The organism is Thalassospira sp. MIT1004 (assembly GCF_001858545.1).
In the GTDB taxonomy this organism is placed as follows: Bacteria; Pseudomonadota; Alphaproteobacteria; order Rhodospirillales; family Thalassospiraceae; genus Thalassospira; species Thalassospira xiamenensis.
Window position 1 is genome coordinate 333,103 of sequence record NZ_MCAO01000011.1, and the last position, 18,187, is coordinate 351,289.

Below are 18,187 nucleotides of genomic sequence, written 5' to 3' on the forward strand. Positions count from 1 at the left end.
TCAAGTTTCGCCCTGAACCTAGCGTTTCACCATTACCAATGCCACCCCAAGTGCGGCAATTGCAAATCCGGCAAAGCCGAGCATGCCCAGATGTTCATCAAAAAGCAGCCAGGCAAAGAAGGCAGCCGTGGGCGGGACAAGGTAAAACATGCTTGCAACCCGGGTTGCCTCGCCCTGCTTGATCAAAACCATCAGAAGCATGATCGCGCCGATTGACAACACCAGAACCAGCCACGCCATCGCAAGAATGAAGTTCATGCTCCATTCGATCACCAAGGGTTCCTTGATCAGGGCAACCACCCCGACAAAGGCCGCCGCGGCAACATACTGGATAACCGTACCGCTCATCAGGTCCATGCCCGTGCAGAACCGCTTCTGATAAAGCGTCCCGGCCGTCATGCCAAACAGCGCCATGATGGCAAGCCCGATGCCAAAGGCCGTAATACCGATCCCGTCACCGATTTTGGGCACCAGCACCAACGCCACACCGATCAGGCCAAGAACAAGCCCCGCCCACTGGCGTCCACTGACACGTTCCCCAAGAAGGGCACCGACGACCGATGCGGTCACGACCGGCTGCAATCCGACGATCAAGGCCGCCAAGCCCGACGGAAGCCCCGTATCAATTGCCCAGAAAACACCGCCCAGATAAATCCCGTGGACAAGAACACCGGTCGTGCTGATATGGGCAACCTGCTGCCAGCTTTTGGGCCATTTGGCACCTAGCAACGAAATCACCGGCACCATCAGAACAATCACAATGGCGAAACGGGCAAACAGAAAGGTAAACGGGTCGGCATAGGGGAGTCCGAACTTTGCGCCAACAAAGCCCGTGCTCCAGAGGAACACAAACAAGAACGGCATAATCCTTGCAAAAGCCGGATGATCGGTGGCAGGCATGACGTTCCCCTTTTTCCGGCGAAAGATGCTGTTTGGGGCGCATCTTTCCACCCGACGACGGCCTGCCATTTGCAAACCGTGAATTGATTATTTATCGGTCTTGTTTTTGCCCTTGGCGTCGCTTTGGCGGTCTTCACCTTCGGCCGAGAAATTGGTGAAATACTGCCCGGCATCGACAATACCACGGCGGATTTCACGCGTACGGCTGAACAGGTCGAACAGTTTTTCGCCCTCGCCCCAGCGGATCGCGCGCTGCAACGCCATCAAATCTTCCTGAAAACGGCCAAGAACTTCAAGGACCGCTTCGCGGTTGTTCAAAAACACGTCGCGCCACATCGTCGGGTCGGATGCGGCAATACGGGTGAAATCACGGAAACCCGATGCGGAAAACTTGATGACTTCCTGACGCAGTGCATCTTCAAGATCGGTTGCCGTCCCGACGATGGTATAGGCGATCAGATGCGGCAGATGCGATGTGATGCCAAGAATGCGATCATGATGATCGGCATCCATGCACTCAACCTTCATGCCACATGCTTCCCAAAGGGCCTGCACGCGCGCGGTCGCACTTTCCTTTTCACCGGGAACCGGGGTCAGGATGCACCACCGGCCTTCGAACAGTTCGGGAAAACCTGAATCCGGTCCGGAATGTTCGGTCCCGGCCAAAGGATGGCCCGGCACGAACGAGACGCCTTCGTCAAGATGCGGCGCAATGTCACGAATGACCGCCTGTTTGACCGACCCGACGTCGGAAACAATCGCACCCTTTTTAAGTTTTCCGGCAAGCTGTGCGCCGATGGCTTCATTGGCCCCCACCGGCGCACAGATCATCACCAGATCGGCATCCTTAACCGCTTCCTTGATGTCGCAATAAGCTTCATCGGCGATACCCAGTTCAAGCACCCGGTCACGGGTGGCTTCGGAACGCACGGCACAGGTGATTTTTTTCGCCAGACCGTCGCGCAGGATACGACGGGCAAGTGACGAGCCAATCAGCCCCATGCCGATAAAGGCAACGGTATCAAAAAGCGGTTCGGATGCGGTGTTGGTCATTTTACCTGTTCACAAAGTCTTTGATCGCCTGAAGGCAGATTTCCATTTCTTCCTTCGTACCAATCGAAATACGCAACATCTGCGGCAGGCCATAAGCACCGATTTTGCGCGGGATAACGCCCTGTGCCATCATGAAATCATTGGCAGCATCGGCGTTTTTGCCTTCTTCCTTGGGGAATTCGACCAGAACAAAGTTGCCATAGCTCGGATGGGCGATCAGGCCGTCAATCGCGTTCACCTGATCGCGGAACCACGCCAGCGTTTCAGCATTATGACGCACGCAGGCATTGACGAATTCATCATCATCAAGTGCCGCAAGACCGGCTTCCTGTGTCGGAAGGGCCACGTTAAACGGATTGCGCAGGCGTTGCAGAACATCGGCAATATCAACCGGCGCATAGCACCAGCCAAGGCGAATGCCACCAAGACCATAAATCTTGGAAAAAGTGCGGGTCATGACGGTATTTTTACCGGCACGCACCAGTTCTTCACCGGCGGAATAATCTTCCTGACCAGTCATGAATTCGGCATAAGCCGCATCAACAACCAGAACGATATCTTCGCGCAAACCATCACGCAGGCGTTTCATTTCCGCATCATTGATGTAGGTGCCCGTCGGATTGTTCGGGTTCGCGACAAAAACGATTTTGGTTTTTTCGGTAACAGCCGCCAGCAACGCCTCAACGCTGGTGGTCATATTGGTTTCGGCCGCAGTCACCGGAACCGCACCGACACCCTTGGCCGCAATCGGATACATCAGGAAACCATGCTGCGAATACAGCACTTCATCCCCCGGACCGGCATAGGCACGGATCAGAAGGGTGATCAACTCGTCCGAGCCGGCACCGCAGACAATCTGATCGGCTTCAATATTGTATTTCTCGGCCAGCTTTTTGCGGAGCGCCTCGCAACCGCCATCGGGATAGCGATGCAGCTTTTCAGCCGACTTGCGGAGCGCCTCGATGGCCTTGGGGCTCGGACCAAGCGCGCCTTCGTTCGATGAAAGCTTGATCACGCGGGTTGCACCATCGGTGCGCGACTTGCCGCCAACATAAGGCGCAATATCAAGAATGCCGGGACGTGGGGTGGGCGCAGACATTTCCTAGTTTCTCCCAGTGGGCAGGGCCGGTGACAATCAACCGACCGGTATTATCAACTCAGCGCGTCTTCAGGAATCGGCACGCCATAGGCACCGACAACACTGAGCCCTTCGGGATCAAGTCCCTGATCGGTCAGTGCACGCTGAAACGCTTCGGCGCGATTACAAAAGAATCCCGGCACATCAACAAGAACAAAACGCCGATCACCGGTTTCATCGGCAGAAAAGCCAAGGATTGCCGATCCATCGATGCCACTCGCAATTTTTTTGCGCGCCGTATCCATCGAAATCTCGTTTGGCAGGCTGACGATAAACAGCGTGCGATCATCACCGCTTTCTTCAAGCTCGATTGCCGCAAGGACAAATCCTTCGGTCTGCTCACCCCGTCCGACCGGACGTCCGCCAAATGGCAGTTTCGAGACAATGCGCACCGGGCTGTCATCGGACAACAAGGTCCACCATGGCTGTGCTTCGCCCAGTTCGGGTTTCGGGAACACACCGACCGCCGCGCGCCCTTCTTCAAGGGCATAAAATGCTTCGCGCGGTGTATCGAATTCGACGATTTCGTTCAGGCAGCCAAAGTTAAGGCGCGCAAGTTCCCAGCAATCCACCCCGTCGGCATTGCGGCAAAGGGCGACCGTATAAGGCGCTTCAAGGCGCGTTCCGGCAGCGATCATTTCGCGCCAGATCTGGATCAGGGCCGTTTTCGGAAAGGCACCATCGTGACGATCAACCAGTGTACGCATGATACGGGCTTCACGTGCCGGACGATACGGCACCTTGACCTTGCCACCGGCCGCAATCACCCGGTCCTTATAGGCCCCGACTGCCTGCACAACCTTGGTGCGCCGAATGATCAGCGATTGCAGTGCCTGATCGATATCATCGATTTCCGCCCTCAGCCCGTTCAGATCAAGATTTGCTAAATTTTCGTCGCTTTGCGCCATGATCCGCTCTTTTGTCAAACGGGGCCCAGTATTAGGACAGGGCAGCCGAAAAGCAAAGAAAAGATTGACTAAATCCCGGTCTATTCCTAGCTAGAATAGGCTTGTTTTCTTTGATGCCAAGGAACAGCCAGCCCTGCCTGCAACAAAAACAACCTAATCCAAGGGAAACGGACATTCATGTCGACCGCCGCCAGCACAAATCAGCGCAGCAAACTTCCCGGCCATCACATGGTCCTTGGGGAAACGGAAAAGCTGCGTCTTGATAGCGGCATCGAATTCGGGCCGTTCACCATTGCCTATCAGACATATGGTGAACTTAACGCCGACAAGACCAACGCCATTCTGGTTTGCCACGCCTTGACCGGCGATCAGTATGTCGCCGATGAAGTCCACCCGATCACCGGCAAGGAAGGCTGGTGGCGTGAAATCGTCGGGCCGGGCAAAATCATCGATACCAACAAATATTTCGTCATTTGTTCGAACGTGATTGGCGGTTGCCTGGGAAGCACCGGGCCCAAGGAAATCAACCCGGCTACCGGCAAGCCCTGGGGCCTTGATTTCCCGGTGATCACGATTGCCGATATGGTGCGTGCGCAGACCATGCTGATTGATGCATTGGGCATCGATACCCTGTTTGCGGTTATTGGCGGCTCGATGGGCGGCATGCAGGTTCTTGAATGGTGCAAAAGCTATTCCCATCGCGTTTTTGCCGCCGCGCCGATTGCAACCAGCTTCCGCCATTCGGCGCAAAACATCGCGTTTCACGAAGTCGGGCGTCAGGCGGTCATGGCCGATCCGGACTGGTGCGGGGGCAATTACCTGCTGGAAGGCAAAAAGCCTTCCCGCGGGCTGGCCGTGGCGCGGATGACCGCGCACATCACCTATCTGTCGCAACCGGCCCTGCATCGCAAATTCGGCCGCAAGCTTCAGAACCGCGGGGCGATCACCTATAGCTTCGATCATGATTTCCAGATCGAAAGCTATCTGCGCCATCAGGGCAAAAGCTTTGTCGACCGGTTTGATGCCAACAGCTATCTCTATATCACGCGGGCGATGGATTATTTCGATCTGTCCGCCGATGCCGAAGGCCGCCTTGGCGAAGCCTTCGTTGGCTGCAAAACCCGTTTCTGCGTCATTTCTTTTTCCAGCGACTGGTGCTTTACCACCGCCGAAAGCCGCCAGCTGGCCCATGCACTGAATGCGTCGTCATGCAATGTCAGTTGTGTGGAAATCGAAAGCGACAAGGGGCATGATGCCTTCCTGCTCGACGAGCCGGATTTCCATATGGTGTTAAGCGGCTTTATCGAGGGCGCTGCTGAAATCCGGGGATTGAAATAGGTTATGAATCATTCTTTACCAAACGCGACCAGCGTTATCCCTAATGACCGTATTCGTGTCGATCTGCAGCTGATTGCCGATATGGTCGAACCGGGTACGCGCGTGCTTGATATCGGGTGCGGCGATGGTGAATTGCTGGGTTATCTGACGCGCAGCAAGGATGTTGACGGTCGCGGACTTGAGCTTTCCAACGAGGGGGTGCGCAATTGCGTGGCACAGGGTCTTCCGGTGATGCAGGGCGATGCGGATCGTGATCTTGGCGATTATCCCGACGGGGCGTTTGATTACGCCATCCTCAGCCAGACATTGCAGGCGACCAACCGCCCGAAACAGGTTCTGAGCGAACTGCTTCGCATCGGTCAGAAAGCCATCGTTTCCTTCCCGAATTTCGGTCACTGGCGTGCGCGGTTTGATTTGATGTTCCGCGGGCGCATGCCCCAAAACCCGAACCTGCCGATCATGTGGTACGAAACCCCGAACATCCATTTTTGTACCGTCCGGGATTTTGTGGCCCTTTGTGATGAATGCGGCTTTAAAATCGAACGGTCGATGGTGCTGAATGAAAGCGGATCGAAAGTCAGTCTGGATAGCCATTCACGGCTTGCCAACTTCTTTGGCAATCAGGCGCTTTTCATGCTGAGCAAGTAGTTCCTGCCAACGCCTTTGTCATTTTTGCCATCACAATTGCCCCCCATCCCCGTCAGATGACGAGCATGATCACGTGATGGGGACGTTATGGCAGTTTCATCGATCTACCAATTCACACGCAAGGCAGTTCTGATTATTGGCATCGGGCTTTTGGCCGCCTGTTCGCAAAAGGCCGAAACCCTGAAAATCACGGTCACCCAGTTTGGCAGCGCGACCGAGGATGCCTTTGATGCCTATGGCACGGCACAGACCGCGCAATTTGCGCCATCACCAAAATCGCAAAACGCCCGGCAATCGGAATTCATCGCGAATATGGAAGCCTTCACAGGCAAGGTGACGCCATCCAATCTGCCCACCCTGCTTGATCCGGATGCGGTTAAAATCGATCCGAATGTTGCGCAACAATGGCAAAAGACACTGGCCAGCCTGCGAAACCAGTATCAGCAATTTGTCGCGATTTTCGATCAGATCGAAGCCGGATCGGCACTTGGGGCATCGGCGGTAACGGATACCGGTCCGATCCTTGAAAAACTACGCAATCAGCTTGACGCCATCACCAGCGATCTGGCCAAAGACCCGCCGCAATTTCTGGTGCGCCGTGGCACACTGATTGCCGATTTGAACAAAATCCGTTCCGAACCGAACGATGATGACGATGCCAAATCACTGCGTCTGCAAATCTGGTGGCAGGATTGGAACGCTTTGATGGCCGAAGAAAAACTGCTTCAGGCACATACATTGCGCAGTTTCATGGCGGCATCTGCGTTAGGCAGACATTTGCAAACGCAGATCGATAATTACGCCAAGCTGGATGTAAATGCCCTGATCGGGGCTGCCGAACAAGGCATAACACTGGCCGGAAAAGTGCGCAGCCTGTCCCCAACGGAACTTGTCGCCGAGGGCCGCAATCTGTTTGAGACCGCAACCGGCAGCACAACAGCCACACCGGCACAATAGGGAGATTCCCATGAACAATCTTGATGAATTGATCCGTGCGGCCAAAAACAGCTTTGTTGAAATTGACGCAGCCTATCAGGCAGCCGACATCAACGAAAAACTCGTGATGGCCGAAACGCGCAACAAGGCCGCCGATCAGCTTATAGCGCTTCAGGCCAAGCGACTTATCCGGAATGCATCGGCAATTACCGATGCGGATATAACCGAGATGAAGAACCTTAAAGACCGGATCGACGATGCCGCCCAAATCCAGACAGCCCTGCTGCAATTTGTCGGGTTGCTGGCAAAATTTGTCGGTTAATCCGTGTTCCAGCGATCGGCATCGGCATCGTCCGATGCCTTCGCTGTGACCCAGTGATCGCCTTTGGGGGTTTGTTCGCGTTTCCAAAAGGGTGCACGGGTTTTAAGGAAATCCATGATGAAGTCGCAGGCTTCGAACGCGGCGCGACGATGGGCCGACAACGTGATCACCAGGACAATCCGTTCACCGGGCAACATACGGCCGAACCGATGCACAATCCGCACATCATCAAGCTGCCAGCGTCTGGCGGCTTCGTCTGCGATATTTTCAAGTTCGCGTTCGGTCATCCCCGGATAGTGATCAAGGGTCAGGGCCGAAACCTGATCACCGCCATGAATATCACGCACCAGTCCGACGAAACTGACCGCCGCCCCGATATCGGCACGGCCATCGGTCAGGGCTGCCAGTTCGGCGCCCGGATCAAAATCGTTTTCCTGAACGGATACGCGTGCCATGCGGAATCTTATCCTATGCAGCTCTTAGTCGAGATGCTTAAGCCCGGTGCGAAGATAGATATACCCGGTCTGAACCGTCACCAGCCCGGCAATCCATAACAGGATATCACCAATCAGGATCGACGGGATCATGTCCGGCGACGCATCGCCAACCAGAAGAAACCCGATGGCAAGGATTTGTGCCGTGGTTTTCCATTTCGCAAGCACCGTCACCGGTAGCGGTACTTTCAGTTCGGCCAGATGTTCGCGCAGGCCCGACACCATGATTTCCCGGCACATGATGATCACAGCCGGCAAAACAGCCAGACCGGAAATACGTTCAAACGCCACCATCATCATCAGGGCGGCGGCAACCAGAAGCTTGTCCGCGATGGGATCAAGAAACCGGCCCAGCGGCGAAACCACATTCATGCTACGCGCAAGGTAGCCATCAAAAAAGTCCGTTACCCCGGCAAAGGCAAACAGCACAAACCCGATCCAGTTGCCAATCGGCCCGTTGATATAGAAGGACGCGACCAATGCTGGAATCACGATGATGCGCGACAAGGTCAGCAGATTGGGAATCTGGTTTTTCATGAGGGGCCTGTTTGCGGGTATGTGCGGCAGTAATAAAATTTCGGATGACCTGTTATGAGCCAAACCGCACAATTATTAAAGTCTTGAATATATGACAACAAGGGCGATGTTTCAGATGTCAAACAACCGAAACATCGCCCTTGCGTTTCAAACGCCTCAGTCCGCGGGGGCCTCTGATGATTTGCGACCAATGCTGAGCAACTGGTAAAGAATGATTGCCGCAAGCGTCGCCGTGCCGATCCCGCCAATCGCGAAACCACCAAATTGCACCGTGAAGTCGCCGCCCCCGAAAATAAGGGTAATACCAACGGTGAACAGATTGCGCGGATCGGAAAAATCGACCCGGTTATCCACCCAAAGGCGCACCATTGCCGCCGCAATAAGTCCAAATACCGCAACACCAAGCCCGCCCAGAACCGGCCCCGGGATGGTATGGAGCAACGCCCCGAATTTCGGCGAAAAGCCGAGTAAAATCGCAATTACCGCCGCAATCACAAAGATCAGGGTCGAAAAGACGCGCGTTACGGCCATGACACCCATGTTTTCAACATAGGTGGTCACCCCCGTACCGCCACCGGAACCGGCCAGCATGGTTGCCAGACCATCGCCAACAAAGCCACGGCCGATATAGCGATCCATATTCTGTTTGGTCATGCCACCAATCGCCTTGATATGGCCGAGGTTTTCCGCCACCAGAATGAAGGCCACCGGGGCGATCATGAACATTGCCGAACTTTCAAAGCGCGGCGCGACAAAGGATGGCATGCCAAACCACGCTGCCTGCGAGAGTTCTGTAAAGTCAATCGCTGGCATCAGGCCAAACCCGTTCCCCAACACCAGAACCAGCACGTAACCCGCCAGAATCCCGATCAGAATCGAAACACGGCGCACTGAAACCGGCGCATAGACAGAAACCATCGCCACCGACAGCAATGTCAGAAGCGCCACCAGCATATGCATGTTATCGCCGGAAATACCGTTGATCCCGACGGGTGCCAGATTAAGACCGATGGCCGCCCCCACCGCTCCCGTCACAGCCGGTGGCATCAGTTTTTCAACCCAGCCGGTTCCGGTTGCCATCACGATCAAACCGATCACGACATAAAGCGCACCTGCCGCAATAATACCGCCAAGCGCGCCACCGATATCCGGGTTGGGCCCAGATCCGGCATAGCCGGTCGCGGCAATAACCACCGCAATAAAGGCAAAGGATGACCCCAGATAGCTTGGTACACGTCCCGCCGTGCAAATAAAGAAGATCAGCGTGCCGATCCCGGAAAACAGGATCGCAAGGTTCGGATCAAACCCCATCAGAAGCGGGCCAAGAATGGTGGCACCCGACATGGCGACAAGGTGCTGCAAGCCCATCGGGAACATTGCCCCCCACGGCAGACGTTCGTCAGGCATGACGGTAGAAGACCGGGTCAGAGACCAGGAAGGAAAATATCGCATCGGTTTCCTTAAGCTGACTTTTAGACGTTACCCCAGTAACGCACTCTGCCCGATCAGCATGGCGCGTTATCAAACCGCGTCGGGTATCGCGCCCTGACCGGCAAAAAGCAAGATGCCTGCCGCAGGTTTTTTATTCCGTGTCATGAAAATGATCGTAAATCTTGCGGGCGAGGGCGGCACTGATGCCATCTACCGCCTCAAGGTCGGTCAAACCGGCATCCGCCACCCCGCGTGCCGACCCGAAATGATGCAGCAACGCCTTTTTACGCGCCCCGCCCACGCCGGGCACATTATCAAGAACGCTTTTGCCGATCTGCTTGGACCGTTTGGCGCGATGCGTGCCAATCGCCCAACGGTGCGCTTCATCGCGCAAACGCTGGATGAAATATAAAACCGGATCCTGCATATCAAGACGCACGGGCGGTTTTCCGGGGATATGCAGCACTTCCTTGCCCGCATTGCGATCAACACCCTTGGCAACGCCGACAAGCATCACGTCTTCGATCCCAAGGTCTTCAAGCACTTCGCGGGCCACACCAAGCTGCCCCAAGCCACCATCGATCAGACAAAGGTCCGGCCATGTGCCGTTTTCCCGGTCCGGGTCTTCCTTTTGCGCACGCGCAAAGCGGCGGGTCAGAACTTCGCGCATCATGGCAAAATCATCACCCGGTGCGATATCGCCCTTGATGTTGAATTTGCGATAGGCACTTTTCATAAAACCCTCGGGTCCGGCAACGATCATGCCGCCCACCATGTTGGTGCCCTGAATATGACTGTTATCGTAAACCTCGATCCGTTCTGGCGTGCCGTCCAGTTCGAGTTTATCGGCCAGATCTTCCAGCAATTTCCGTTGCGAAGCACTTTCGGCCATGCGCCGCCCAAGCGCGTCCTTGGCATTGGTCAACGCATGTTCAACAAGCTTGCGTCGACCGCCACGCTTGGGCACCTGCAAGGTGATCTTGCGGTTATTATTGATCGACAATGCGGTTTCGACCAGTTCCTGACCTTCGATCTCATGCGATAGCAGCACCTGTTTCGGGGCCGGTTTATCGGCATAGAACTGCCCGACAAAGGCCGACAGGATTTCGGCAATTTCCGCCCCCTGTTCATGGCGCGGGAAATAGGACCGGTTGCCATAGTTCGAGCCCGAGCGGAAGAAGAAGACCTGAACACAGCTTTGCCCGCCTTCGTGATGCAGGGCGATCACATCGGCCTCTTCTACGCCTTCCAGATTGATGTCCTGATGCGACCTGATCTGGCTTAACGCACGGATACGATCACGATACATCGCGGCCTGCTCGAAATCCATCCGCTCAGACGCGGCAAGCATGTCACTTTCAAGCTGCTTGAGGATTTTCTGGCTGCGCCCGGTCAGGAAGTCACGGCAGATATCGACAAGCGCGTCATATTCGGCTTTGGCAACCCGATCCACACACGGCGCGGAACAGCGTTTGATTTGATACAGCAGACACGGACGCGACCGGTTGGAAAATACGGCATCTGTGCAGGAGCGCAGCAAAAAGGCACGCTGCAAATGGTTGATCGTGTTGTTCACCGCCCAGGCGGACGCAAACGGACCAAAGCAACTGCCATCCTTGGCCCGTGCCCCGCGATGTTTGACGATGCGCGGATAATCATGATCCTCGGTGATCAGGATATAGGGGAAACTTTTGTCATCGCGCAGAAGGATGTTGTAACGCGGTTTAAGCTTCTTGATCAGGTTGGATTCAAGAAGAAGCGCCTCGGCTTCGGTGTGGGTGGTGATGATTTCCATCCGCACCGTCTGTGCGACCATACGGGCAATCCGTATCGGCAACTGCATCAGACGGGTATAAGCCACCACGCGCTTTTTAAGGTTCTTGGCCTTGCCGACATAAAGAACCCGGTCCTTGTCATCAATCATGCGATAGACACCGGCCGATCCCGGCATGGTTTTCAGCGCATGTTTGATGGCCTCGACACCGCGCGCAGCCCCCCCGTCATAATCATCGCCTTCAAGCGACAATCCGATTTCCCGAGCGGGGTTTTCGGAGGGGGTTTCAGGCTTCATCAGGCGTCTCCGGCAGATTTATTAAAAATCAAAAGTTGTGACGGCTGTCACTTCTCAAAGTGGCTTCCGACAATACCCAAAAAGATTAACGTCGCAACATCACTTCACAGAATCGCAACCCAAAAAAGATGTCCACCAAGGCTGTGGATAAGTTTGTGGGTAATAGGGGGGCTCTTTGCTGCACCCCTTGAGAGTCTTAACGTTCTATGAAGTGCACATTTATTGAGCAAACAATCTAAGTTATTGTTTTTAAACACAAAAAATACTGTCAACCTGAAAACATTCGGTAATACAGGAGTCAAAAAAGAATATTTTCCTTTGATTCCATGCCCCCAGATGCTTGTGCATAAGGGAGACAGCGATTCGGCCTAGAGGAATCACAGAGTCCCCGTCCAAAACCGTTAACAAAAGTAAATTTTAAGCAGATTTACGGATGGGATCAGCGCGCGATATTAAAGCGCTCTATTTCCACTCCGACCGCGGCAACGTCGTCAAAGACATCAAGCTTTTCAACTCGGACGTTTACCTTGCGTACCCGACGATCCGCCAGGCACATATCGGCCAGTTTTTCCCCAAGGGTTTCCACAAGGTTCACATGACCGTCACGGCAAATTTCCCGCGTGCCGGTCACCAGATCTTCGTAGCTTAAAACAGTGGCAATATCGTCATTCTGGACACCCTCGCCTTCCAGAACGGCAAGGTCCAGATTGATACGCACCCGCTGCGGGGCATGTTTTTCATGATCATATACGCCAATGGATGTCTCGACGACCATGTCACGCACGAAGACACGACGCAAACTGCCGGCATGATCTGCGTAGGGCAGTGTCGTAATGTTATCGTCCTGCTTAAGGCCTGCGGTCATGGTCTGGTCTTCCTTGTGCTGCGCTTGGTGCGGCCAGATGTCCGGAACCCAAGCCCGACGCATCATTCCTCTGGCATATTCTGTTCGCCACTGGGCGCCCAATTGAGGTGCTGCCCGCCGTCAAGCGCTAACATTTGCCCGGTGATGGCTGGCGCGGCAAGGAAAAATCGTACCGCGTCGCAAATCTCTTGCGGGTTTGTCCCAATTTTCAGGGGCGTCTGATCGCATTGCTGATCGAAAACTTCCTGTGTTTGCCGGACACTAGGCAGTGCCGGGCCGGGACCAATCGCATTGACCCGGATGTGCGGCGCCAATGCCAGTGCCAGTGTCTGGGTCAGCGTCCAAAGGCCGGCCTTGGACAAGGTATAAGTCATGAAATGCGGTGTCAGATTCCAGACACGCTGATCAATCAGGTTGATGATGACGCCCTTTTGCCCGGCGGGCAGCCGTTTGGCGAAATCCTGCGACAACACAAACGGTGCGCGCAGATTGGCTTCCATATGATAGTCCCAGCCCTCACGCGTGGCGGTGCTGATATCATCATATTCAAAGGTGGATGCATTATTGATCAGCACACCAATCGGGCCAAGTGCAGCCGTTGCTTCGCGTACGACACGGCTGCTGTCTTCTTCCTTGCCAAGATCAGCGGAAATAACGCAGGCGCGACGACCAAGGGACCGGATTTCCTCGGCAAGCTGTTCCGCATCCCTGCGCGAGGAATGGCAATGAAGGGCAACATCATAACCCTGTGTCGCCAGATCAAGCGATAAAGCCCGTCCGATACGCTTGGCAGCCCCGGTTACAAGAGCCGTTTTAGGCATTTTCCCTGTCATCTGGTTTCCATCCCGTTCATCAAGATGCGCCCCTTCCCGGGGAAGGCAGCCCCCTTAAATATCGGCCGCCGTCATTTATGTTTGGTCATTCCGGAACTTACAATCAAACCCGCCAGCCGGTCCATAACCGCATTTATCGTTTCAGGCATGAAGATCAATCATGCCGTAACCAGACTCGCAACATATCCCAGATAAGCCAGAACAAAGACGATCCCGGTGATCCGCGACACTCCGCGCAGGAAATAGCCGACCACCAGCAAAAGAATGGTAACTGCCAGCATGATCCAAAGATCGGATTGCAGAATCTGGTCTGGCACGGCAATCGGCGCAATCAGCGATACACCACCGATGATCACCAGCAGGTTCAAAAGATTGGAACCAACAACATTGCCAAGTGCAACGTCGGAATGCCCGCGGAACGCCGCAACAATCGATGCCGCCAGTTCAGGAAGCGATGTTCCGAATGCGACAAGGGTCAAGCCAATGACGGCTTCGGACACACCGAACTGACGCGCGACAGAAACACCACCATCCACCAGCAGATCCGCCCCATAGGTCAAGGCGACAATCCCGATAACAGTGGCAACAATCGGCTTGAGCCAACCGCTTGGTACTTCGCCGACTTCGTCGACTTCTTCCTCATGCAGGTGGCTGGCATCACCCGGGCTTTTTTTGTCATGCTGATAGGTAAAGTACCAGATCGCTGCCAGAACCAGCAGCATCACCGCCCCAGCCCAGCGTTCGACAACGCCAAACATGCAAAGCCCGATGAACAGAACGGTCCCCAGCAGCATGGTGCCGCCATCGCGCACAACCATGGTCCGCGATGCCGTAATCGGTTTTAGAACCGCTGTTGCGCCGAGGATCAAAAGAATATTGGCAATGTTAGAACCAACCACGTTCCCCATCGCGATGTCGCCCGACCCGGCAAGCGCCGCATTCAGCGACACGACAAATTCGGGGGCCGACGTCCCAGCGGCAACCACGGTCAAACCAACAATGATCTTGGAAACCCCCATCAACAGCGCCAGACCGACAGCACCGCGAACAATGAACTCACCACCGGCAGTCAAAAGCACAAGACCACCGATAATCTGCAAATAGGGGATGAACTGTTCCAATTCCGGCCTGCTCGTTTGGGGAAATTTCTGATTGTTCCATGCCCTTTTACGGGCCAGCGGAACATGGCATTGCGAACGTAGAATAGCAAGCTGCGTCGTCCCGTCGTAATACCATTCGTCACATCGGTGTGATGCGGTTCCCACACTGGCACGCATACCGAAAGCAATCGTCGCGGTCGCCTGCTCTTAAGACGTGTCATCCATCACAGATGCCCTCTCATACGCGAAATTTCCATAGAAATCATAGGGGTATTTCCGCTATCCTGATTTGAACGACTTCCTTTACACGCCTATCTGCGCCGGACGCATAATCCATCATGTCACACAGCGTTCTTTTCGAGCTGTTCCTTGTCCTGACCGCCGCGGTGATTGCCGTCCCGCTGGCACAGAAATTACGTGCGAACTCGATCATCGGTTTCCTGATCGGCGGCTTTTGCATCGGCCCTTTCGGTTTTGGCCTGATCAGTGACCGCGAAGACATTTCAACCGTCGCCGAGCTTGGCATTGTCTTTCTGCTGTTCATGATCGGTCTTGAATTGTCGCGCGAACGCCTGCGCGTGATTGGGGGCCGGTTCGCGACCCTTGGTTTCCTGCAGATCGGCGTCACGATGGCCGTGATGTTCGGTGTATTGCTGCTGATCAATTACGATATGCCCGCCTCCATCGTGATTGCCGGAGCACTGGCCCTGTCATCAACAGCCATTATCCTTAAACAGCTTTCTGATGAACGCCAGTTGCACACACGTTTCGGGCGTGCAGCCCTTGCCATCCTGCTGTTGCAGGACGTTGCGGTTGGTCCCTTCCTGATCATGGTGCAGGCCGCTGGCAATGCCGGGAGCGAAACCAGCCCCTGGATCAGCGCACTAAGCGGTGTGGGGGCGGTTGCTGTATTGTTGCTGACCGGTCGTTATCTCCTGCCGCGACTGTTTCGGTATATTGCGGCTCTTAAAAACCCGGAACTTTTTGCAATCGGGACCCTGTTTGTCGTTCTGGCTGCCAGCACATTGACCGAAGCCGCGGGCCTTTCAATGGCGCTTGGTGCCTTTATCGCCGGGGTAATGTTGGCCGAAACCGAATTCCGCCATCAGATCGAAGCCGACATTTCGCCATTTCGCGGTGTTTTCCTGTCGCTGTTCTTCATGTCTGTGGGAATGTCGGTCAATGCCAATGTGGTCATCGGTCAGGCCGGAACGATCATTTTGTGGCTGATCGGGCTTCTGGTCATAAAGGCAGCGGTTCTTTTCGGATTGTCCCTGCTGATCGGCTTTAACCGTGCATCTTCAATTCGGGTCGCCATGAGCCTGGCCGCCGGTGGTGAATTCGCCTTCGTCATGCTTGCACTGGCATCGCAGAACGGGGCGGTTCCGATTGACATCGCCGTGATGCTGATCCCGGTGGTTGCGATTTCGATGGGTCTGACGCCGACTTTGATTTCGCTCGGCCACCGCATCGAACAGAAGCTTCATCCAAAGGAAACCGATCAGCTAAGCGAGATCTCGGATGAAACCGACGGCATTCAGAAACATGTTCTGGTGATTGGTTGCGGGCGCGTCGGCCGGGTTCTGGCCCGTCTGCTGCGCACCAAGGAAATCCCGTTTATCGTTCTGGAATCCGATGCCCAACAGGTTTCGCGTGGCCGAGCCGAAGGTCTGCCTGTTTATTTTGCCGATGGGTCCCGACCGGAAACATTTCGTGCCGCCCATACCGAACAGGCCCATATTGCCGCCGTTGCCATGGGCAACCCGCACGCAACCGAAAAGACCGTCGCCTTGCTGCGACAGCATTATCCGCATCTGAAAATCTTTGCCCGTGCCCAGGACATCACCCATATCGGTCCGCTGTCACGCAGTGGTGCCGATGCGGCCATCCCCGAGGTACTTGAAACCGGTTTACGCCTGTCCGATCACGTTCTGGCGGCCTGCGATATCCCGCAGGAAGATATCGATATCGAAATAGCCAAGTTCCGGCGTGCCGATATGCTGCTGATGAACGAACTTGCCCCGCGCACCGCGCGCCAAAAAACCGAAGACCAGGCACAAAAAACTGCCAAACCGGCAAAATCCAGGAAAAGCACCTGAAACACAAAGACCCCCATCACGAGAATGGGGGTCTTTCGTTTCGTCTTCCAGAATAACCGCAATCAAGCGGCTTCGACATCCAGTGCATAGCCAGCAGCACGAACCGTGCGGATCACATCGCGCGTTCCCTTGACGTCATTCAATGCCTTGCGCAGACGACGAATGTGAACGTCAACCGTGCGGGTTTCGACATAGATATTCGGCCCCCAAACCGCATTCAGAAGCTGCTCGCGCGAGAAAACCCGCCCCGGATGTTCCAGGAAATAACGCAGCAGACGGAATTCGGTTGGGCCAAGATGGATAGCCTTGCCGTTACGACTGACACGATGGGCGGCCAGATCCATTTCGATATCGGAATAGATCAACTGCCCTTGTGGTTGCGCCGGACCGGATCGACGCAGAAGTGCGCGAATACGGGCCAGCAATTCACCAATCGCAAACGGCTTGGTTACATAATCATCGGCCCCGGTATCAAGGCCGCGGATGCGGTCGCCTTCTTCGCCACGCGCCGTAACCATGATCACCGGCAAATCGCGGCTTTCAGGCTTCCGGCGGATCTGGCGGCAAACCTCGATCCCTGACATCACCGGCAGTATCCAGTCCAGAAGGACCAGATCGACATGGGTTTCGGCCAGAATTTTCAACGCTTCGTCACCGTCCCCGGCTTCGACAACCTGCATCCCCTCGCGTTCGAGGTTGTAGCGCAACATGGTTACGATTGCAGCTTCGTCCTCGACGATAAGAACCGTTGGGTCCATCTTCCTATGCTCCAGTGTCACTCATTCGGTTCTACGACGGCAAAGTTCGCCGCGTCATTTTTTGGCCGAGTATCCATCGGCAGGTCTTCGCCCTTGATCCGGTAATAGATCGTTTCGGCAATGTTGGTCGCATGATCGCCAATACGTTCGATATTCTTGGCGATAAACAGCAGATGGGTCGATGCCGTGATGTTACGCGGATCTTCCATCATATAGGTCAGCAGTTCACGGAACAGGGAATTGTACATATCGTCAACTTCCTGATCGCGCGCCCAGACACGCTGGGCCTTTTCCGCATCACCTTCGATATAGGCATCCAGAACGTCCTTGATGATTTCCTGGCACAGCTTGGCCATGTTCGGGATCACCTGAACCGGGCGGATCGGCGGCACCTGGTTAAGAACCTGCGCACGCTTGGCGATATTTTTCGCCAGATCACCGATACGTTCTAGATCGTTGGACAGTTTAAGCGCGGTCACCACCTGTCGCAGGTCATCTGCCATCGGCTGACGCAGGGCCAGAAGACGTACGGCAAAATCCTGCACTTCCTGTTCCAGCGTATCGATACGGTGATCGGAAAGAATGACCTTCTCGGCCAGTTCAGAATCCCGTTTAACGATCGCACGAATGGCGGAAATCAGCTGACTTTCGGCAAGCCCGCCCATCTGCGAAATGATGTTGTTCAGACGGGTCAGTTCTTCGTCAAACGAACTGACGATATGATGTTTCTCATCGACCATCGAAAATACTCCTGCC

At 54.9% G+C, this 18,187-nt stretch carries 18 protein-coding genes; 5 read left to right on the plus strand and 13 right to left on the minus strand.

Features of this window, described 5'->3' with window-relative positions; all coding sequences use genetic code 11:
- Window positions 1-18: 18 nt before the first annotated feature.
- From BC440_RS06310 to BC440_RS06325, 4 genes are all read right to left on the minus strand, one after another.
- Entirely contained in the window at window positions 19-900 is an 882-nt protein-coding gene (locus tag BC440_RS06310; RefSeq protein ID WP_063094376.1) for a DMT family transporter, read from the minus strand.
- An 87-nt stretch (window positions 901-987) separates the two neighbouring features.
- Window positions 988-1,953, minus strand: coding sequence for a prephenate/arogenate dehydrogenase family protein (locus BC440_RS06315; RefSeq protein WP_007092001.1), 966 nt, complete (start codon window positions 1,951-1,953; stop codon window positions 988-990).
- A 1-nt stretch (window position 1,954) separates the two neighbouring features.
- On the minus strand, window positions 1,955-3,052 hold the full coding sequence (hisC, locus tag BC440_RS06320; RefSeq protein WP_063094374.1) for a histidinol-phosphate transaminase: 1,098 nt from the start codon (window positions 3,050-3,052) through the stop codon (window positions 1,955-1,957).
- A 53-nt stretch (window positions 3,053-3,105) separates the two neighbouring features.
- Window positions 3,106-3,999 (minus strand): chorismate mutase, encoded by an 894-nt coding sequence (locus tag BC440_RS06325; protein ID WP_063094372.1) that lies wholly within the window; start codon window positions 3,997-3,999, stop codon window positions 3,106-3,108.
- A gap of 177 nt (window positions 4,000-4,176) precedes the next feature.
- Between BC440_RS06325 and BC440_RS06330 the strand changes: the two genes are divergently transcribed.
- The 4 genes from BC440_RS06330 to BC440_RS06345 all read left to right on the plus strand — a co-directional run bounded on the left by BC440_RS06330 (window position 4,177) and on the right by BC440_RS06345 (window position 7,243).
- A complete protein-coding gene (locus BC440_RS06330) occupies window positions 4,177-5,337 on the plus strand; it encodes a homoserine O-acetyltransferase (RefSeq protein ID WP_007091998.1) in 1,161 nt (386 codons plus the stop codon).
- A gap of 3 nt (window positions 5,338-5,340) precedes the next feature.
- Window positions 5,341-5,985 carry a methionine biosynthesis protein MetW gene (gene metW / locus BC440_RS06335; RefSeq protein ID WP_007091997.1) on the plus strand — a complete coding sequence of 215 codons (645 nt, stop codon included), beginning with the start codon at window positions 5,341-5,343 and terminating at the stop codon, window positions 5,983-5,985.
- A gap of 87 nt (window positions 5,986-6,072) precedes the next feature.
- Complete coding sequence (locus tag BC440_RS06340) at window positions 6,073-6,942, plus strand: hypothetical protein (RefSeq protein WP_063094370.1); 870 nt, start codon at window positions 6,073-6,075, stop codon at window positions 6,940-6,942.
- 10 nt (window positions 6,943-6,952) lie between these two features.
- Window positions 6,953-7,243, plus strand: a complete 291-nt coding sequence (locus BC440_RS06345) for a hypothetical protein (protein WP_037987088.1) — start codon at window positions 6,953-6,955, stop codon at window positions 7,241-7,243.
- On the opposite strand, the gene moaE is transcribed toward BC440_RS06345, so the two are convergent.
- From moaE to BC440_RS06380, 7 genes are all read right to left on the minus strand, one after another.
- Window positions 7,240-7,698: a molybdopterin synthase catalytic subunit MoaE gene (gene moaE / locus BC440_RS06350; RefSeq protein ID WP_063094366.1), complete on the minus strand. Its 459-nt coding sequence runs from the start codon at window positions 7,696-7,698 to the stop codon at window positions 7,240-7,242. The genes BC440_RS06345 and moaE overlap by 4 nt on opposite strands.
- A gap of 24 nt (window positions 7,699-7,722) precedes the next feature.
- Window positions 7,723-8,274: a CDP-diacylglycerol--glycerol-3-phosphate 3-phosphatidyltransferase gene (gene pgsA, locus BC440_RS06355; protein WP_007091993.1), complete on the minus strand. Its 552-nt coding sequence runs from the start codon at window positions 8,272-8,274 to the stop codon at window positions 7,723-7,725.
- Window positions 8,275-8,430: 156 nt separating this feature from the next.
- Window positions 8,431-9,681, minus strand: a complete 1,251-nt coding sequence (locus tag BC440_RS06360) for a uracil-xanthine permease family protein (RefSeq protein WP_223304878.1) — start codon at window positions 9,679-9,681, stop codon at window positions 8,431-8,433.
- A 175-nt stretch (window positions 9,682-9,856) separates the two neighbouring features.
- Window positions 9,857-11,776 (minus strand): excinuclease ABC subunit UvrC, encoded by a 1,920-nt coding sequence (gene uvrC / locus BC440_RS06365; protein WP_139189980.1) that lies wholly within the window; start codon window positions 11,774-11,776, stop codon window positions 9,857-9,859.
- A gap of 439 nt (window positions 11,777-12,215) precedes the next feature.
- The gene (gene folB / locus BC440_RS06370; RefSeq protein WP_051682075.1) at window positions 12,216-12,641 is read right to left on the minus strand and encodes a dihydroneopterin aldolase; all 426 of its coding nucleotides are present in this window, start codon (window positions 12,639-12,641) and stop codon (window positions 12,216-12,218) included.
- 62 nt (window positions 12,642-12,703) lie between these two features.
- Window positions 12,704-13,474 (minus strand): SDR family oxidoreductase, encoded by a 771-nt coding sequence (locus tag BC440_RS06375; protein WP_040060167.1) that lies wholly within the window; start codon window positions 13,472-13,474, stop codon window positions 12,704-12,706.
- 158 nt (window positions 13,475-13,632) lie between these two features.
- The gene (locus BC440_RS06380; RefSeq protein ID WP_063094364.1) at window positions 13,633-14,595 is read right to left on the minus strand and encodes a calcium/sodium antiporter; all 963 of its coding nucleotides are present in this window, start codon (window positions 14,593-14,595) and stop codon (window positions 13,633-13,635) included.
- Between the two features lie 317 nt (window positions 14,596-14,912).
- Between BC440_RS06380 and BC440_RS06385 the strand changes: the two genes are divergently transcribed.
- A complete protein-coding gene (locus BC440_RS06385; protein WP_007091987.1) occupies window positions 14,913-16,673 on the plus strand; it encodes a cation:proton antiporter in 1,761 nt (586 codons plus the stop codon).
- A gap of 62 nt (window positions 16,674-16,735) precedes the next feature.
- On the opposite strand, the gene phoB is transcribed toward BC440_RS06385, so the two are convergent.
- Window positions 16,736-17,431, minus strand: a complete 696-nt coding sequence (phoB, locus tag BC440_RS06390; protein ID WP_071239700.1) for a phosphate regulon transcriptional regulator PhoB — start codon at window positions 17,429-17,431, stop codon at window positions 16,736-16,738.
- Window positions 17,432-17,448: 17 nt separating this feature from the next.
- Entirely contained in the window at window positions 17,449-18,171 is a 723-nt protein-coding gene (gene phoU / locus BC440_RS06395; protein WP_007091985.1) for a phosphate signaling complex protein PhoU, read from the minus strand.
- Between the last annotated feature and the right edge of the window lie 16 nt (window positions 18,172-18,187).

Bases quoted from the DNA above. Each gene is read 5' to 3' on its own strand.
- BC440_RS06310 (WP_063094376.1), bottom strand. From the start codon at position 900: ATGCCTGCCACCGATCATCCGGCTTTTGCAAGGATTATGCCGTTCTTG.
- BC440_RS06315 (WP_007092001.1), bottom strand. From the start codon at position 1,953: ATGACCAACACCGCATCCGAACCGCTTTTTGATACCGTTGCCTTTATC.
- hisC (WP_063094374.1), bottom strand. From the start codon at position 3,052: ATGTCTGCGCCCACCCCACGTCCCGGCATTCTTGATATTGCGCCTTAT.
- BC440_RS06325 (WP_063094372.1), bottom strand. From the start codon at position 3,999: ATGGCGCAAAGCGACGAAAATTTAGCAAATCTTGATCTGAACGGGCTG.
- BC440_RS06330 (WP_007091998.1), top strand. From the start codon at position 4,177: ATGTCGACCGCCGCCAGCACAAATCAGCGCAGCAAACTTCCCGGCCAT.
- metW (WP_007091997.1), top strand. From the start codon at position 5,341: ATGAATCATTCTTTACCAAACGCGACCAGCGTTATCCCTAATGACCGT.
- BC440_RS06340 (WP_063094370.1), top strand. From the start codon at position 6,073: ATGGCAGTTTCATCGATCTACCAATTCACACGCAAGGCAGTTCTGATT.
- BC440_RS06345 (WP_037987088.1), top strand. From the start codon at position 6,953: ATGAACAATCTTGATGAATTGATCCGTGCGGCCAAAAACAGCTTTGTT.
- moaE (WP_063094366.1), bottom strand. From the start codon at position 7,698: ATGGCACGCGTATCCGTTCAGGAAAACGATTTTGATCCGGGCGCCGAA.
- pgsA (WP_007091993.1), bottom strand. From the start codon at position 8,274: ATGAAAAACCAGATTCCCAATCTGCTGACCTTGTCGCGCATCATCGTG.
- BC440_RS06360 (WP_223304878.1), bottom strand. From the start codon at position 9,681: ATGCCTGACGAACGTCTGCCGTGGGGGGCAATGTTCCCGATGGGCTTG.
- uvrC (WP_139189980.1), bottom strand. From the start codon at position 11,776: ATGAAGCCTGAAACCCCCTCCGAAAACCCCGCTCGGGAAATCGGATTG.
- folB (WP_051682075.1), bottom strand. From the start codon at position 12,641: ATGACCGCAGGCCTTAAGCAGGACGATAACATTACGACACTGCCCTAC.
- BC440_RS06375 (WP_040060167.1), bottom strand. From the start codon at position 13,474: ATGACAGGGAAAATGCCTAAAACGGCTCTTGTAACCGGGGCTGCCAAG.
- BC440_RS06385 (WP_007091987.1), top strand. From the start codon at position 14,913: ATGTCACACAGCGTTCTTTTCGAGCTGTTCCTTGTCCTGACCGCCGCG.
- phoB (WP_071239700.1), bottom strand. From the start codon at position 17,431: ATGGACCCAACGGTTCTTATCGTCGAGGACGAAGCTGCAATCGTAACC.
- phoU (WP_007091985.1), bottom strand. From the start codon at position 18,171: ATGGTCGATGAGAAACATCATATCGTCAGTTCGTTTGACGAAGAACTG.